Genomic DNA, 17,368 nt, shown 5'->3' on the forward strand with positions numbered 1-17,368 from the left:
CATCCTAATCCTTCAGTTGCGGCAGGTTGCGGAAAAGCTCGAGCGCTTCGGGATTGGCGAGCGCGTCGGTGTTTTTCACCGGCCTGCCATGAATGGTGTCGCGAACTGCGATTTCGGAAATCTTGCCCGAGCGCGTACGGGGAATGGCCGTGACGGCAATGATCCTTGCCGGAACATGCCGTGGCGTAGCACCCGAGCGGATGCGGGTACGGATGGTCTTTTCGAGGTCCTCCGTCAGCGCTGCACCCTCTTTAAGGCGCACGAAGAGGATAACCCGCTGGTCACCGTCAATGTCCTGACCCACGGCAATCGCTTCCTCGACCTCCGGCACTGCTTCCACCTGACGGTAGATTTCCGCCGTACCGATGCGAACCCCACCGGGATTGAGCGTCGTATCCGAGCGCCCGTGGATGACATATCCGCCGGTGGCACGCATTTCGGCAAAATCGCCATGCGCCCAGATGCCCGGGAAGCGATCGAAATAGGCAGCCTGATAACGAGAACCGTCCTCATCGCCCCAGAATTTGACCGGCATGGAAAGATGGGCATTGCGGCAGACGAGCTCACCAGCCACGCCGCGAACGGGATGGCCTTCGTCGTCCAGGGTATCGACATCCATACCGAGCATCGCGCCCTGCAGCTCCCCACGGTGAACAGGTTGCAGCGGATTGCCGCCAAGGAAACAGGCGCATATATCCGTGCCGCCGGAAATGGAGGCGAGATGCAGATCGGCCTTCCAGTCGCGATAGATATAATCGAAGGATTGCGGGATGAGCGGCGAGCCGGTGGAAAGGATTGTCCGAAGGGATGAAAGGTCATGGGTTTCGCGCGGTTTCAACCCTGCCTTCAGGCATGCGTCGATAAATTTGGCCGATGTTCCGAAGGTCGCGATCCGTTCGGCGTCAATGAGATCGATCAGCCGCGCGGGCGACGGATAACCCGGATTGCCATCATAGGTGACGAGGGTGGCGCCAAGCGCCAGGCCGGACACCTGCCAGTTCCACATCATCCAGCCGCAGGTGGTGAAATAGAAGAAACGTTCGCCTTGCCTGATATCGCATTGCAGCTTCTGCTCCTTCATATGCTGAAGAAGCAGGCCACCGCCGGAATGGGTGATGCATTTCGGCTTGCCGGTGGTGCCGGAGGAATAAAGGATCGCCAGCGGCGCCTTGACCGGCAGCCGGTTGAACGCGATTTCACCCGGCTCAAAGGGCGAAACGAAATCATTCAACGTCACGCAGCCGAGATCGGAAAGGCTGGCGGGAACAACGTCACCAATCAGCACTATCTTTTGAGGTGCAGCGCTTTCCACCACCGCGCGGATGGTCGGTCCGACATCGATCCGCTTGCCGGCATAACCGTATTCCGGCACGGCGATGAGGATTTTCGGATCGATCTGCGAGAGCCGGTCGGACGCTCCCGCCGGGCCGAAATCCGGTGAACAGGACGACCAGATGGCTCCGATGGCGCTCGTTGCCAGATAACCGACGATCGCCTCGATATCGTGGGTGACGATAGCGCCGATACGATCGCCTTCCTTCACGCCTGCGTGGACAAGCGCCTGCACCATGAGGGAGACATCCGCATAAAGCTGCCTGCGGCTGATTTCACGCCGCGTGCCATCATCTCGATGGGCGATGATCGCCAACCGTTTATCGGCATCGCGCAGCAGGTTTTCGGCATAATTGAGCCTCGCGCCGGGATAAAACTCGGCTTCCCGCATGGTCGCGCCAGGCTTGAAGGCCCTTTCGCCGCGCGTGCCGATGATCCCCAGCTCGTCCCACAGGGCATTGTAAAAGGCATCCGGTGCCTCAATGGACCAGCGCAGCAGGCCGGAATAATCATCAGCCGAAAGCCCATGCAGCGATGAGGTCCTTGTGGCAAAGGCAAAAAGCGCCGAGTGCTCCAGCCTTTCCATTGGCGGTACCCACAGAATATCCGACGGCGTGGCGTCCATCATGCCTCGCCTCCGCGTAGCATTTCGACGATTGCGGAAAAATCACGCGCGCCACCGCCCTCACCCACGAAGTTCTCATAAAGCGTCGATGCTGCGGCGCCGAGTGGAGTGGCAACGCCGGCTCCACTCGCGGCCGCCTGCGAGAGTAGCAAATCCTTCAGCATCAGCGCCGCAGCGAAACCCGGTTGATAATCATTGTTCGCCGGTGATGTCCGCACTGGTCCCGGCACCGGGCAATAGGTGGTGAGCGACCAGCATTGACCCGATGAGGTGGAGGCGACATCGAACAGCGCCTGATGCGAAAGGCCGAGTTTTTCGCCCAGCACGAAGGCCTCGGAAACCGCAATCATGGAAATGCCGAGGATCATGTTGTTACAGATCTTGGCCGCCTGGCCGTTGCCGCCCTTGCCGCAATGGACGATCTTCTTGCCCATGGCTTCCAGCACCGGCTTGGCCGCCGAGAAAGCCTCAGCCTCTCCGCCACACATGAAGGTCAAGGTGCCGGCACTGGCACCGCCCGTACCGCCAGATACAGGCGCGTCGACGGAGGGGCAACCGGCGGAAGCGGCAAGCTCGTGTGCCTTCAGGGCGCTGTCCATATCCACCGTCGAGCAATCGATGAGAAGCGTTCCGGCAGCTATTTTCTGCACCAGATCGCCATATACCGAAACAACATGTTCCCCCTTCGGCAGCATGGTTACGATCACTTCTGCCGCATCAATGGCTTCTGCAGAATCAAAAGCGACGGGAATTCCGGCCTCCCTCGCCGCCGCGCGGCATGCCTCGGAAAGGTCGAAACCCCTGACGGCATAACCGGCCTTGACGAGATTGGCGGCCATCGGCAGGCCCATATGGCCAAGTCCGATAAAAGCGACGGTCTTCATGGGAACGCTCCTCTTAGCGATTATCCGCAAGGATCATGTCGGCAGCCTTTTCGGCAATCATGATCGTTGGCGAATTGGTATTTCCGGACGTGATCCTCGGCATGATGGAGGCGTCCGCCACACGCAGCCCTGCAAGCTTGCGGAATTTCAGCCGCGTATCGACAACACTTTCGGCATCGGAGCCCATGCGCAGGGTGCCGACGGGGTGGAATATGGTCGTGCCGATATCGCCCGCAGCGCGGGCCAGATCGTCGTCATTCTCAAAAGTGGGGCCGGGCCGGTATTCCTGCGGTTTGAACCGCGAAAAGGCGGGCTGGTTGACGATGCGGCGCGTCAGCCGCATGGAATCGATGGCTACCCGGCGGTCGCCTTCCGTCGACAGATAATTCGGTCGGATTTCCGGCTGCATGGCGAAATCCGGTCCTTTCACATGCACTGAGCCTCGGCTTTCGGGCCGCAGATTGCAGACACTTGCCGTAATGGCCGGAAAAGTGTGAACCGGATCACCAAACTTGTCGAGTGACACCGGCTGGACATGATATTCCAGATCCGCCGTCTCCTTTTCCGGAGAGGAACGGGTGAAGACACCAAGCTGGCTCGGCGCCATCGACATCGGCCCGGAGCGGGTCAAAGCAAATTCGAGGCCGATCCTTGCCTTTCCGAACAGCGTGGAGGCCCTCTCATTCAGCGTCAGGACGCCTGAAACCTTATAGACCATGCGCAATTGCAGATGATCCTGCAGGTTCTCGCCCACACCTTGAACTTCCGTCACTGTGTCGATACCGGCGGCCTGCAACACGTCGCCGCGGCCAACGCCGGAAAGCTCCAGAATGTGTGGTGAACCGACTGCACCTGCCGAAAGCACCGTTTCGCGCCGTGCACGCATCTTTTTCAAGACGCCGTCGTGGTGAAACTCGACGCCTGTGACCAGGCCCTCTTCGACGATGAGACGCTTGACATGGGCCTTGGTCATGACTGTCAAATTCCGGCGGCCAAGCGCCGGTTTCAAAAAGGCCTTGGCCGTGTTCCAGCGCCAGCCCGACCGCTGGTTCACATCGAAATAACCGGCGCCTTCATTGTCGCCCCGGTTGAAATCTTCGGTCGCAGGAATGCCGGCCTCACCCGCCGCCTGCTGAAAGGCATCAAGCACATCCCAGCGCACGCGCGCCTTCTCCACCCGCCATTCGCCGCCGGTGGAATGCATGTCGCCCTTGCCGCGATAAAAATCCTCCGACTTCAGGAAATAGGGCAGGATATCATCCCATCCCCAACCCTCGCAGCCGAGTTGACGCCAGACATCGTAGTCGCGGGCCTGACCGCGCATATAGATCATGCCGTTGATGGAGGAGCAGCCGCCGAGAACCTTGCCGCGAGGATAGATCAACGACCTTCCGTTAAGCCCAGGTTCTTCCGCCGTCTTGAAACACCAGTCGGTGCGCGGATTGTTGATGCAATAGAGATAACCGACCGGAATATGGATCCAATGATAATTATCGTTGCCACCCGCTTCCAGCAGCAGGACGCGATTGTTCGGGTCTTTCGAGAGGCGGTTGGCGAGAACGCATCCCGCACTTCCCGCTCCGATGACGATATAGTCAAATTCCGCCATGCTATTCTCCATGGGGCGCCCTTGCCGCGTCGCCCCGGACGCGGAGGAGCCTTCCCCCTGTTTCAAAAAATTCTTATCCCCGGTGCTGAAAACCCAGTTTTCGCCCGAGCCGCGAAGCGTAAAATTCACCGATCAGACCGCGCCGGAACACCAGAACGCAGGCCATGAAAACGAGGCCGGTGATGATGGTGACCGGGAAATCGGATGTCGCGAGATAGTTCTGCAGCGCGACGACAAGCCCCGCACCGAAGATCGGGCCGATCATGGTGCCAATGCCGCCGAGCAGGGTCATCAGGATAACCTCGCCCGACATCTGCCAGGCCACATCGGTCAAGGTTGCGAACTGGAACACCAGCGCCTTCAGGCCGCCCGCAAGACCGGCAAGCGCCGCCGACATGACGAAAGCACCAAGCTTGTAACGCTGCACGCTGTATCCAAGAGAAATGGCGCGCTGCTCGTTTTCGCGGATGGATTTCAGGATCATGCCGAAGGGCGAGTTGACGAAACGCCAGATGACGAGAAGTGCCAGCACGAAGGCGGCCAGCACCGTGTAGTAAATGTTCAGCGGCGCGTTGAGATCGAGAAGGCCGAAGAGGTGTCCACGCGGTACGCCCTGCAATCCGTCCTCACCATGGGTGAAGGGTGCTTGAAGGCAGAAAAAATAAAACATCTGCGACAAGGCAAGCGTGATCATGGCGAAATAGATGCCCTGCCGGCGAATGGCGAAAAAGCCGATGACGAGGCCAAGAAGGGCGGCACCCGCCATGCCGATGAGGAGGCCGATCTCGGGCGTGACGCCCCATTCCTTCACCGAATAGGCGGTGAAATAGGCAGCGCCGCCGAAAAATGCCGCATGGCCGAAGGAAAGCAGCCCGGTGTAACCGATCAGCAGATTGAAGGCGCAGGCAAACAGCGCGAAGCAAAGCAGCTTCATCAGAAAGATCGGATAAACGAACATCGGTGCAGCGATCAGCACGGCCAATCCTGCCAGTATCATCACGGTCTTGATGGTTCCAGCGGTTGCGGAAACCTCGGCCTGCGGCATCGCGCCGGCTGTCGGGTTGTGAGTGGCTTTGGACATATCAGGCGTCCTTTCCGAAAAGTCCGGCGGGGCGGATGAGCAGCACAAAGGCCATGATGACGAAGATGACGATGTTGGACGCTTCCGGGTAGAACACCTTGGTCAGGCCTTCAGCGATACCCAGCATGTAGCCGGTGACGATGGCGCCCATGATCGACCCCATGCCGCCGACCACGACGACGGCGAAGACGACGATGATGAGGTTGGTGCCCATCAGCGGTGAGACCTGATAGATCGGCGCGGCCAGCACGCCGGTGAAGCCGGCAAGGCCCGCACCCAGCGCGTAGGTCAGCGTCAGGAGCACAGGCACGTTGATACCGAAGGCCTGCACCAGTGTCGGATTTTCCGTCGCCGCCCGCAGATAGGAGCCGAGCCGCGTTTTTTCGATCAACGCCCAGGTGGCGATGCAGGCGACAAGCGAGATGACGACAACGAAAGCGCGGTAGTTCGGCAGGAACATGAAGCCGAGATTGGTGCCGCCGGCAAGCTCGCGCGGAACCGAATAAGGTTGACCCGCCGCACCATACAGCCAGCGGAACGTGCCTTCCACCACCAGCGCCAGGCCGAAGGTGAAGAGCAGCCCATACAGCGGATCGAGATCGTAAAGCCGCGACAGTAGCAGGCGCTCGATGATCGCGCCGAAAAGTGCAACGACAAGCGGCGTCACCACCAGTGCCCACCAGAAGCTGATGCCGAAATATTGCAGGCCGAGAAAGGCGACGAAAGCGCCAAGCATATATTGGGCGCCATGGGCGAAATTGATGACGCGCAGGAGGCCGAAAATGACGGCAAGGCCGAGCGACAGGAGCGCATAAAACGACCCGTTGATGAGGCCGATCAGCAATTGCCCGAGCAGGGCCTGAAGCGGAACGCCGAAGAGCATGGTCATCGTTAAACCCCCAGCACTTTATTGAGTTCGCCCATGCGGCCGGAAAGCTCGCCCACCGGAAAATTGCTGACCATCTGGCCATGATCCATCAGGTAGAAACGATCTGCGATGCGGCTGGCGAAGCGGAAATTCTGCTCGACCAGAACCACTGTCATGCCACGACTTTTCAAGGTCTTCAGCACCTCACCGATGCGCTGCACGATTACAGGCGCAAGCCCTTCGGTCGGCTCATCGAGCAGGAGAACCTTGACCCCTGTGCGCAGGATGCGCGCCATGGCCAGCATCTGCTGTTCGCCGCCGGAAAGCTTGGTGCCGGGGCTCGCCCGGCGTTCGTAAAGATTGGGAAACAGCTCGTAGATTTCATCGAGCGTCATGCCGCCGGATGCGACGACGGGCGGCAGTTTCAGATTTTCCTCGACGCTCAGTGTCGCGAAGATGCCGCGCTCTTCCGGCACGAAACCGAGGCCGTATTTCGCCGTGCGATGCAACGGCACCGGCATCAGATCCTTGCCGCCGAGCTTGATCACGCCCTTGCGGTTGCGGATGATGCCCATGATGGTGCGCAGCGTCGTGGTCTTGCCAACCCCATTGCGCCCGAGAATGGTGATGGTTTCGCCTTCGCCGACGGTCAGATCGACACCGTGCAGCGCCTGGCTTTCGCCGTACCAGGATTTCAGGTTGGAGACTTCGAGCATTGCCGCCATATCACGCCTCCTCCGTGCCCATATAGGCCGTACGCACGCGCGGATCGGCGGATACGGTGGCGTAATCGCCTTCCGCCAGAATTTCGCCCCGCTGCAGCACCGTGACCTGATGGCAGATATCCGCCACGACCTTCAGATTGTGTTCGACCATCAGCACCGCGCGCGTTTTGGCCACTTCGCGGATGAGATCGGCGACATGCGCGACATCCTCGCCCCCCATGCCCGCCATCGGCTCATCGAGAAGCAATACCTTCGGGTCGAGCGCAAGCGTCGTGGCGATTTCAAGAACGCGCTTGCGACCGTAGGAAAGATCGGCCGCAAGTGCATTTTTTTCCCGTGTCAGGCCAACCGTTGCGATCAACTCCTCGGCACGTGCATTGAGCCTGTCGAGTGAAGAGAGCGGCAGCCAAAATTGCGTTGAAAGGTTATTCGGCCGCTGCAACGCCACCCGAACGTTCTCAAGAACCGTCAGATGCGGAAACACCGCCGATATCTGGAAAGACCTGACGAGACCGAGCCGCGCCACCTTGTCCGGCGGCGTCTTTGTTATATCCGTTCCCATGAAGGTGATCGCCCCGCCTGTCGGCTGGAGAAACTTGGTCAACAGGTTGAAGACCGTGGTTTTGCCGGCGCCGTTCGGACCAATAAGTGCATGCACGCGGGCATGATGGACGTCGAGATCGACGTTTTTCACGGCCGCGAATGCGCCGAAGGTCTTGGAGAGACCGCGCGCCGAAAGCACGACGCGGGGTTCCGCCTGACCGGCAGGGGCGGGAGCGATCATCATGAAGTTCCCCCTTTTTACTGCGTTACCAGCGGGCAACCGCTTTTTGCGGGGTCCATGAAGGCTTCCTTGCCGGGGATCGTGGCAAGCACCTTGTAGTAGTCCCACGGCTGCTTGCTCTCATCCGGCTTCTTCACTTCCATCAGATACATGTCGTGGATCATGCGGCCATTGGCGGCCACATGGCCATCCTTCGAGAAGACGTCGTTGACAGGCATTTCCTTCATGGCCTTTGCCACGGCGTCAGCATCGTCGGTGCCGGCCTTATCGATGGCCTTCAGGTAATGCAGCACGGCGGAATAGGTACCAGCGTGGACCATGTTCGGCATGGCGCCGGTGCGTTCCTTGAACCGTTCGCCGAATTTGCGCGATTCATCGTCGCGGTCCCAATAGAACCCTTCCGTCAGCGTCAGGCCCTGAGCCGCTTCGAGACCGAGGCCGTGCACTTCGGCAAGCGTAAAGAGAAGGGCCGCCAGCCGCTGCCCGCCCGCAACGATACCGAATTCAGCGGCCTGCTTGATGGCGTTGGAGGTGTCGAGACCGGCATTGGCAAGGCCGATGACCTTCGCGCCTGATGACTGCGCCTGCAACAGGAAGGAGGAATAATCCGTAGAGGCCAGCGGATGGCGCACGGAACCCAGCACCTTGCCGCCATTGGCCTTGACGAAGTTGGACGTGTTTTCTTCCAGCGAATAACCGAAGGCGTAATCCGCAGTCAGAAAGAACCAGCTGTCGCCGCCCTGTTTCACCAGCGCACCGCCGGTGCCGACTGCCAGCGAATAGGTGTCGTAGGCCCAGTGGAAACCATAGGGGCTGCACTGCTTGCCCGTCAGTTCCGTGGTCGCAGCGCCCGTGTTGATGGTGATCTTCTTTTTGTCCTTCGAGAGAGCCTGCACGGCAAGGCCGACCGAGGAAGAGGTCAGTTCCATGATCGAATCGACCTGTTCGGTGTCGTACCACTGCCGGGCGATGTTGGAGGCGACATCCGCCTTGTTCTGGTGGTCAGCCGTTACCACTTCCACCGGCGCGCCCAGCACCTTGCCGCCAAAATCCTCGACCGCCATCTTCGCGGCCTCATAAGAGTATTTGCCGCCAAAATTGGCGTAGACGCCCGACTGGTCGTTCAAGATGCCGATCTTGACCTTGGCGTCCGAAATCTCGGCAGCGTAAGCGGCGGTGCCTGCCGCCAGTGCCATGGCCGTGGATAAAACGATACTCTTGCGCATGACTTCTCCTCCCAGAGATGATTGCGAGCCTCAGATAGGTCTGTGCAACGGTGAACGAAGGCGCATGGCGATCGTCCCACGGTGTTGCATCACAACGGTCGCGCCACCCTCCTCAAAGCAGCGCCTCCCTATGTAGACTTCTCGAATTCGGCCGTTGACACAAGAGCGGGGCATCATCAAATTGCGAACAGGAACTGTTCATTTTTGAACAGACCTCGCAATGGAGACCGAATTGGCCACGCCTTTTACCTGGGACGACCTGCAATATTTTCTGGCGGTGGCCCGCACCGGACAACTTTCATCGGCAGCGCGTAGCCTGCGCACCAGCCACGCCACCGTCTCCCGCCACATCGACCGGCTGGAATTCTCGCTTAAAACCAAGCTGTTCGAGCGAAATCCACGTGGTTACGAACTGACGACGGTCGGGCGGCGCCTGGTCGATACCGTCGAGCGCATCGAGGCGGAAGCGGAAAGATTGCAATCGGATATTTCCGAAAGCGGCAGCCTGCTGCGCGGCGTGGTCAGGCTCAGTGCGCCTGAAGGTTTTTCCAACTTTTTCTTCGTGGAAAGGCTGAAAGACTTCGCCGTCACCCATCCGCACATCATGGTGGAGATGGTTACGATCCAGCAGATCATGGCATTGTCGAAGAAAGAAGCGGATGTGGCGGTCACACTCGATCCGCCGAAAGCAGGCCCCTACATCAACGAACAGATCGTCGATTACACGCTGCATATCTACGCATCGCGTTCCTATCTTGCCAGCCACCCGAAAATCACGCGGCGCGAAGATTTGCCCGATCATTTCTTTATCGGTTACGTGCAGGATCTGATCTTCTCGCCGGGCCTCGATTACATGCGCGACGTGATGCCCGGCCTCCGACCCAACTTCCAGTCATCAAGCATTTTTGCGCAGTTGACTGCAACGCTGAGCGGACGTGGCCTTTGCATATTGCCCAACTTCATCGCCGCACGCTTTCCGGACCTGCAGATGGTGCTGGCAGGTGAAGTGGAACTGCGGCGGGGTTACTGGCTGACAAGCCATCAGGACCTTGCCAATGTGCCGCGCGTGCGCTCGCTGATGGATTTCATTCTCACGACGGCGCGCGCCCACCAAAATCTCTTCATCCTCGACCGCAAGACGATCGCCTGAAACAACCGTCGTTCACATTTCGGCGACACCGTGTCTACGCGTGGCGGATTGGAGAATCCGCACTGCAGCCTATATGACTGACAACAACGATGCCGGCTCAAGTCAGCTGCATCCTAAACATTTGGAAGGTCATCATGAAAAAGATCGGATTTCTATCCTTCGGACACTGGACGCCCTCGCCCCAGTCGCAGACCCGCTCTGCTGCAGACACCCTGGTGCAATCGATAGACCTGGCCGTTGCTGCGGAAGAATTCGGCGCCGACGGCGCTTATTTCCGTGTCCACCACTTCGCCCGCCAGTTGGGATCACCTTTTCCGCTGCTTGCCGCCGTTGGCGCAAGAACGAAAAGTATCGAGATCGGCACCGGCGTCATCGACATGCGTTATGAGAACCCCTTTTACATGGTGGAGGATGCGAGTTCAGCCGATCTCATCGCCGGCGGACGCCTGCAACTCGGCATCAGTCGCGGTTCTCCCGAACAGGTGATCGACGGCTGGCGCTATTTCGGCTACCGCCCTGCCGAGGGCCAGACCGAGGAGGACATGGCGCGCCAGCACACCGAAGTCTTCCTCGAGCTTCTGAAGGGCGAAGGTTTCGCCGAGCCGAACCCTCGGCCGATGTTTCCCAACCCGCCCGGCCTGCTGCGGCTGGAGCCGCACTCCGAAGGGTTGCGCGAGCGCATCTGGTGGGGTTCCAGCTCCAATGCGACGGCGGTTTGGGCGGCAAAGCTTGGCATGAACCTTCAAAGCTCCACCCTGAAAACGGATGAGACCGGCGAACCCTTCCATGTGCAGCAGGCCGAACAGATCCGTGCTTACCGCGCCGCATGGAAAGAGGCTGGACACGCCCGCGAGCCTCGCGTGTCTGTCAGCCGCAGCATCTTCGCTCTCGTCAGCGATCGCGACCGATCCTATTTCGGTTACGGCAGCGAGGGTGACGACAAGATCGGTTACATCGACGACAAGACGCGCGCGATCTTCGGGCGCAGCTACGCCGCCGAACCGGAAGCATTGATCGAGCAGCTAAAAGCCGACGAAGCTATCGCCGAGGCCGACACACTGTTGCTGACCGTGCCGAACCAGCTGGGCGTCGACTACAACGCCCATGTTATCGAGACGATCCTCAAACAGGTGGCTCCTGCACTCGGCTGGCGCTAAGTCTGGCAAAACCTGCATCAAGCCCACACCGTCACCCCGGATTAGATTCTGGGTGACGGTGCGATCAAGTCTTCGATAGCGCACGATTCCTTTGACGACGCCGAAGCCCCGTGGCCGGATGCAATCCGGGCTGAACGCCTCTGTTTCATTTCACCGCTTTGCCGTAGCGGGCGATGCTTTCGGCCAAAGGCGTGGTGCTGGCGCCGGGATGCTCCGGGCGCTTGTAAACACCATCGCGAACATGGATCGGCTCTTCGAAATGGTCCTTGATCCACGGAATATATTCGAGGATGGTCGATGCCGGATGCCAGTAACTCAGATGCACATGCACCTGACTCATCTCACCGGCATGCGGAACGACAGGCAGGCGATTGGCGAGCGCGAGGTCAGCGACCTGGATATATTCGGTGATGCCGCCAAGCCGGGTTACATCCGGCTGGACATAGGCAACAGCGCCCGCGTCGATGAATGACCGGAACGCATCCACCGTATAAAGCTGCTCTCCGAGAGCGATGGGAATGGATGTGTTGCGTGCCAGCCGCGCGTGGCTGGTCACATCGTCGTACCAGAGCGGTTCTTCGAACCAATAGATATCCAGATCCTTTGCCGCCGCGCAGAAGCGCTGGCATGTCGGCAGATCCCACTTGCCGTTGCCATCGATAGCGATGCGTATCGCGGAGCCGAGACGCTTGCGCACCGCCGCGAGGCGTCCGATATCAATATTCGGATCATCGTGCCCGACCTTGATTTTCAGGCGGGTAAAACCTTCCTCTTCAACTGCCCTGGCGCTGCCCGCCAGCAGATTTTCGAGATTGAAGGAAAGCCAGCCTATATCGGTATTGTAAGCTTCGACCCCTGTGGTGTGCGCGCCGCCGAGGTATTGCCAGAGTGGAACGCCCGCCTTCTTCGCCTTCAGATCCCAGAGCGCCACATCGACCGCAGCCAGCGCCAGATGGGTGATGCCCGCGCGGCCGACCCATTGCAGGGACGGATAACGGGCAAGTTTTGTCCACAGCCGCGAATGTTCGGATGCATCCTCGCCGATCAGCAGAGGCGCATAGCAATCGCTGATGCAGGATGTGATCAACCGGTCGGACGGCAGATGCGCATGGGTGCCGGTGAAGCCGTATCCCTCAAGGCCGTCACTCGTCGTAATTTTTGCGCCGACGACGCCCCAATGGGTGATGCTGTGGGTGGAATCGGAAATGGATTCCGATGTCAGCGGCAGATGCAGGATGAAAGGTTCGACAGCGGTTATTTTCATGATCGGTCAATTCCTCGACGCTTGAGCAGCCTTTGGGGAGGAATAAACGGAAGTTCCGTTCTGATCGAAGCTCTACCGATCAACCAGTGGAATGTCGCCACGGCCCCGCGATCAATGACCGCAGGAGATGAAGCCTCAGGGGATTGCCCGGCCACCCTCCTCCAGCAGCCAGCTTCCGATGACGGATACAGCTAAAGCAAAATCGACCATTGTAAAATAAAAAATTTTTTATTTTTTATATTCTGTCATTGCCTGTCACTCGCGGTTAGGTGATGGTGTTGCCATGAACACACTGATCAAAGTCACGCTCGCCGACCAAGCGCATCAGGAACTGCGGGCGCGCATCGTCAGCGGCAGATTGCGCGGCGGCGAACGGCTGTTGCCCAACGAACTTGCCGCCGATCTCGGCATCAGCCCCACGCCGGTCAAGGAAGCATGCCTGAAACTCGAGGCAGACGGGCTGGTGGTCAATTCCTCAAGGCGCGGCATGGTGGTGCGCGATTTTACCGTGGAGGATGTGGAAGAACTCTACGCCGCCAGAATGCTGCTGGAAAAAGGCGCTGTGGAAGTGGCCTTCGATGCCGGGCAGCTGGACGAAGCCTTGCATGCGCAGCTTCTGGAAAGCCTTGCGAAACACCGTGAATTTGCCACGAGCGCGACGCTGGACGATCTCTCCAAAGCGCTGTTTCACGATCGCAGCTTCCACACGGCCCTTGTTTCGGCCGCGCGCATTCCGGTCATTTCCGGCACGCATGGGCGCATTCTCGACCAGACCCACACGGTTTTCGTATCGATCATTGGCGACTACGCCCGCTCTGTCGAGGAACACCAGAACATTGCCGACGCCATAGCCGCCCGCAGCAAGGCCCAGATTATCGACGCCCTATGGCGCCATCTGGAGCGTAGCCGGCAGAATACGCTGCGGCAGGTGCGTCTGCTGAGAGAGGCCGGCGCCTGAGCGTACCCCCGCAATCTTTTGAAGTCCTGAAAAAACAACAGGCCGGAAATCCGGCCTGTTCCACTTATTCATCGGTCAATCGTCGATCTCAAGCAGTCGCAGCCTGCCGTGCCGCCTTGCGGCGCTCCACGCGGGCGCGGATGGCGTCTACATCCGTTACCGGAGTGGCGGCAAAAAGCTGGCGTGTATAGGCGTGCTTCGGATCGGCAAATAGTTCCTCGCGCGTGCCCTGCTCCACGGCTACACCCTTCGAGATAACCATGACGTCATCGGCGATATAGCGAACGACGGAAAGGTCGTGGCTGACGAAGACGTAGGTCAGCTCGAACTCTTCCTGGAGATCTCTCAGCAGGTTTAGCACCTGCGCCTGCACTGAAAGATCGAGTGCCGAGACAGGCTCGTCCAGCACCAGAAGTGCGGGGTTGAGCATCAGCGCCCGCGCAATCGCGATGCGCTGCCGTTGGCCGCCAGAAAACATGTGCGGATATCGGTTGAAGTGTTCGGGACCCAGTCCAACCTTCACGAGCATGGCTTCAGCCCGCTCACGACGCTCGGACGCCGGCATTTTGGTGTTGATGACAAGCGGCTCCATCAACACGTCGCCAACCTTCTGGCGCGGATTGAGGCTACCATAGGGGTTCTGGAACACCATCTGCACCTTGGAGCGCATGTCCGTGCCGGGACGGCGCTTTGCGATATCGACCGGCTGGCCGTCGATCTTCAGCTCGCCACCGGATGCCGGGTCGATCAGCGCGATGATGCGCGCAAGCGTCGATTTGCCGGAACCGGACTCGCCGACGATGGCGAGCGTCTTGCCGCGCTCGACGGCAAAATCGATGCCTTTCAGCGCCTGCACGGTCTTTGCTCCGCCGAACAGGCCGCCCGGAACGTGATAATGGCGGGTAATGCCCTTGCCTTCGACAACGATGCTCATTGAACGCCCTCCTTGCCGAAGAAGTCGGAAACCGTGGGCAGGCGGTCGCCGGTCGCATGTTCCGGCAGCGCGGAAAGCAATGCCTTGGTATAGGGATGTTGCGGGGCCTCAAACAGGCTCAGCACATCCGCTTCCTCCATCTTGCGGCCCTTATATTGCACGACCACGCGGTCTGCTGTTTCGGCCACGACACCCATGTCATGGGTGATGAGGATCAGCGCCATGCCGTATTCTTCCTGCAGATCCATCAACAGATCGAGGATCTGTTTCTGGATCGTCACGTCGAGCGCGGTGGTCGGCTCGTCGGCGATCAAGAGACGCGGTTTGGAAGCGATGGCGATGGCGATCATCACACGCTGGCATTGACCGCCGGACATCTGGTGCGGATAGGCATTGAGCTTGGTTTCCGGATCGGGAATACCGACGGACCGGAACAGCTCCAGTGCGCGTGCACGCGCCGCAGACCGGCCCATGCCGAGATTGAGGCGCAGCACCTCCTCGATCTGGAAACCGACCGTAAAGGACGGGTTGAGCGACGCAACTGGCTCCTGGAAGATCATGGTGATCTCACGGCCGATCAGCTTGCGGCGCTCCTGCGGCGACATGGCCAGCAGGTTTATACCATCGAAGATCATCTCGTCGGCGGTGATCGTCGCCGTATCGGGCAAAAGCCCCATGACGGCGAGCATGGATACCGACTTGCCGGAACCGGACTCGCCGACGATGGCCAGCACCTCATGCTTGTCCACGGAGACGTCGATGCCGTTGACGGCCGTGAACGCGCCGGTGGCGGTGGCGAACTTGACGGTGAGGTTCTTGATTTTCAGCAGGCTCATCGCTTAGCTCCGCTTCAGTTTGGGATCGAGCGCATCGCGCAGCCCGTCACCCATCAGGTTGATGGCGAGCACCGATACGAGAATCGTCAGGCCGGGAAGGGTAACGACCCACCAGGCGCGCAGGATGAACTCGCGGGCTTCGGCCAGCATCGTGCCCCATTCGGATGCGGGCGGCTGCGCGCCCATGCCGAGGAAGCCGAGAGCCGCCGCATCGAGAACGGCAGATGAGAAGGAGAGCGTCGCCTGCACGATCAAAGGTGCAAGGCAGTTCGGCAAAATCGTCTTGAACATCAGCCGGAAATTGCCGGCACCCGCCACACGGGCGGCGGTGACATATTCACGCCGAAGCTCGCTCATGACAGCTGCACGCGTCAGACGCGCGAAATGCGGCTGATAGACGATGGCAATCGCGATCATGGCGTTGGTCAACCCCGGACCCAGGATCGCAACCAGCACCAGTGCCAGAAGCAGCGATGGAAACGCCAGGATGACGTCCATCACGCGCATGATGACAGTGTCCACCCAGCCGCCGAAGAAGCCGGCGACGAGACCGATGACAATGCCGCCGACAAGGGCGATGGAAACAACGACGACGCCGATGAACAGCGAATATTGCGCGCCATAGATCAGTCGGGACAGCATGTCGCGGCCGACAGCGTCGGTGCCGAGCAGGAATGCGGTACGGCCTCCATCCTGCCAGACCGGCGGGACGAGCAACGCGTCTCTATATTGCTGGGTCGGGTCATGCGGGGCAATCACGGCTGCGAAAACCGCGATCAGAACCAGAAGAAGGAAGACGGCAAGGCCGACGACGGCGCCACGGTTCTGGCGGAAGTAGAACCAGAAATCGGCGATCATCCGGCGGCGGATGGCGGCGTCGGAAAGCCTGACGCCGGGAGCTGTGGTCACATCGCTCATTTGTGACGGATCCTTGGATTGATGAGGCCATAGGTGAGATCGACAAGCAGGTTGACGATCATCACCAGACCCGCGATCAGAAGCAGGCCGCTCTGCACGACCGGATAGTCGCGGCGCGAGATGGAATCGATCATCCACTTGCCGATGCCCGGCCAGGAGAAGATGGTTTCGGTCAGGATTGCACCCGCCATCAGCACACCGATCTGCAGGCCGATGGTGGTGATGACCGGGATCATGGCGTTGCGCAATGCGTGAACGCCGACGACACGGGACGGCGACATGCCCTTTGCACGCGCTGTCCGCACATAATCCTCACCGAGGACTTCGAGCATTGCCGACCGTGTCTGGCGGGCAATAACTGCAAGCGGGATGGTGGCAAGCACCACCGAAGGCAGGATGAGATGTGACAGAGCCGAAGCGAAAGCACCCTTCTGCCCTGAAATCAGGCTGTCGATCAGCATGAAACCGGTGACGGAAGGGAAGAAATACATCAACGAGATACGGCCCGACACCGGTGTCCATTGCAGGATGCCGGAGAACATGATGATGAGCAGCAGGCCCCACCAGAAGATAGGCATGGAGAAGCCAACCAGCGCCGTCGTCATGGAGATCTGGTCGAACCACGAGCCACGGCGGATGGCGGCGATGACGCCGACCGGCACACCGATCAGTGTGGCGAGGATGATGGCGACGAGGCCAAGCTCGACTGTCGCGGGAAAGAGCGCCAGGAACTCGGTCAGAACGGGTTTCTTGGTGACCAGCGAATTGCCGAGATCACCCTGAAGCAGCCGCCCCAGAAAATGGAGATATTGCTGCCAGATAGGCTGGCTGAAGCCGAGCTGTTCGGCAAGTTGTGCATGCCGCTCGGGCGAAATGCCGCGCTCACCCGCCATCAACAGCACGGGATCGCCCGGCAGGACGCGAACGAAGGCAAAGGCAACGATGGTAATCCCGAGAAATGTCGGAACGAGATAGAGAAGTTTGCCGAAAATGAACCGGATCATGGTTTTTTCCTGA

General features: G+C 59.6%; 16 protein-coding genes. 3 read left to right on the forward strand and 13 right to left on the reverse strand.

Features of this window, described 5'->3' with window-relative positions:
- Positions 1–4: 4 nt before the first annotated feature.
- The 8 genes from GH784_RS11395 to GH784_RS11430 form a co-directional block, all read right to left on the reverse strand.
- A complete protein-coding gene (locus GH784_RS11395; RefSeq protein WP_035199957.1) occupies positions 5–1,960 on the reverse strand; it encodes an acetoacetate--CoA ligase in 1,956 nt (651 codons plus the stop codon).
- Positions 1,957–2,841 (reverse strand): 3-hydroxyisobutyrate dehydrogenase, encoded by an 885-nt coding sequence (gene mmsB / locus GH784_RS11400; protein ID WP_025595203.1) that lies wholly within the window; start codon positions 2,839–2,841, stop codon positions 1,957–1,959. Before mmsB ends, GH784_RS11395 begins: the two co-directional genes overlap by 4 nt.
- 13 nt (positions 2,842–2,854) lie before the next feature.
- Entirely contained in the window at positions 2,855–4,450 is a 1,596-nt protein-coding gene (locus GH784_RS11405; protein ID WP_065702967.1) for a GMC family oxidoreductase, read from the reverse strand.
- 73 nt (positions 4,451–4,523) lie between these two features.
- Positions 4,524–5,531, reverse strand: coding sequence for a branched-chain amino acid ABC transporter permease (locus tag GH784_RS11410; protein WP_004431962.1), 1,008 nt, complete (start codon positions 5,529–5,531; stop codon positions 4,524–4,526).
- Position 5,532: 1 nt separating this feature from the next.
- Entirely contained in the window at positions 5,533–6,420 is an 888-nt protein-coding gene (locus tag GH784_RS11415; protein ID WP_004431959.1) for a branched-chain amino acid ABC transporter permease, read from the reverse strand.
- Between the two features lie 2 nt (positions 6,421–6,422).
- Positions 6,423–7,124 carry an ABC transporter ATP-binding protein gene (locus GH784_RS11420; RefSeq protein WP_004431956.1) on the reverse strand — a complete coding sequence of 234 codons (702 nt, stop codon included), beginning with the start codon at positions 7,122–7,124 and terminating at the stop codon, positions 6,423–6,425.
- Between the two features lies 1 nt (position 7,125).
- Complete coding sequence (locus GH784_RS11425) at positions 7,126–7,911, reverse strand: ABC transporter ATP-binding protein (RefSeq protein ID WP_025595206.1); 786 nt, start codon at positions 7,909–7,911, stop codon at positions 7,126–7,128.
- Between the two features lie 14 nt (positions 7,912–7,925).
- Complete coding sequence (locus GH784_RS11430; protein WP_004431951.1) at positions 7,926–9,134, reverse strand: ABC transporter substrate-binding protein; 1,209 nt, start codon at positions 9,132–9,134, stop codon at positions 7,926–7,928.
- A gap of 232 nt (positions 9,135–9,366) precedes the next feature.
- Here GH784_RS11430 and GH784_RS11435 point away from each other — a divergent pair, with 232 nt between their 5' ends.
- Positions 9,367–10,284, forward strand: coding sequence for a LysR family transcriptional regulator (locus GH784_RS11435; protein WP_025595208.1), 918 nt, complete (start codon positions 9,367–9,369; stop codon positions 10,282–10,284).
- A 134-nt stretch (positions 10,285–10,418) separates the two neighbouring features.
- Entirely contained in the window at positions 10,419–11,441 is a 1,023-nt protein-coding gene (locus tag GH784_RS11440; protein ID WP_153793422.1) for an LLM class flavin-dependent oxidoreductase, read from the forward strand.
- A gap of 145 nt (positions 11,442–11,586) precedes the next feature.
- Here GH784_RS11440 and GH784_RS11445 read toward each other — a convergent pair whose 3' ends face one another.
- Positions 11,587–12,705 (reverse strand): mandelate racemase/muconate lactonizing enzyme family protein, encoded by a 1,119-nt coding sequence (locus GH784_RS11445; protein ID WP_004431946.1) that lies wholly within the window; start codon positions 12,703–12,705, stop codon positions 11,587–11,589.
- A gap of 283 nt (positions 12,706–12,988) precedes the next feature.
- On the opposite strand from GH784_RS11445, the gene GH784_RS11450 reads away from it, so the two are divergent.
- Positions 12,989–13,663, forward strand: a complete 675-nt coding sequence (locus GH784_RS11450; protein ID WP_065702965.1) for a GntR family transcriptional regulator — start codon at positions 12,989–12,991, stop codon at positions 13,661–13,663.
- 88 nt (positions 13,664–13,751) lie between these two features.
- On the opposite strand, the gene GH784_RS11455 is transcribed toward GH784_RS11450, so the two are convergent.
- The 4 genes from GH784_RS11455 to GH784_RS11470 are packed head-to-tail and all read right to left on the reverse strand — an operon-like array spanning position 13,752 to position 17,355.
- Entirely contained in the window at positions 13,752–14,597 is an 846-nt protein-coding gene (locus tag GH784_RS11455) for an ATP-binding cassette domain-containing protein (RefSeq protein WP_004431943.1), read from the reverse strand.
- Entirely contained in the window at positions 14,594–15,433 is an 840-nt protein-coding gene (locus tag GH784_RS11460; RefSeq protein ID WP_004431942.1) for an ABC transporter ATP-binding protein, read from the reverse strand. The genes GH784_RS11455 and GH784_RS11460 overlap by 4 nt, the downstream gene beginning before the upstream one ends.
- A 3-nt stretch (positions 15,434–15,436) precedes the next feature.
- Complete coding sequence (locus GH784_RS11465) at positions 15,437–16,351, reverse strand: ABC transporter permease subunit (protein ID WP_004431940.1); 915 nt, start codon at positions 16,349–16,351, stop codon at positions 15,437–15,439.
- Entirely contained in the window at positions 16,348–17,355 is a 1,008-nt protein-coding gene (locus tag GH784_RS11470; RefSeq protein ID WP_004431937.1) for an ABC transporter permease subunit, read from the reverse strand. Before GH784_RS11470 ends, GH784_RS11465 begins: the two co-directional genes overlap by 4 nt.
- Positions 17,356–17,368 lie beyond the last annotated feature (13 nt).

Source organism: Agrobacterium tumefaciens (assembly GCF_009649785.1).
Classification (GTDB): Bacteria; Pseudomonadota; Alphaproteobacteria; order Rhizobiales; family Rhizobiaceae; genus Agrobacterium; species Agrobacterium tumefaciens.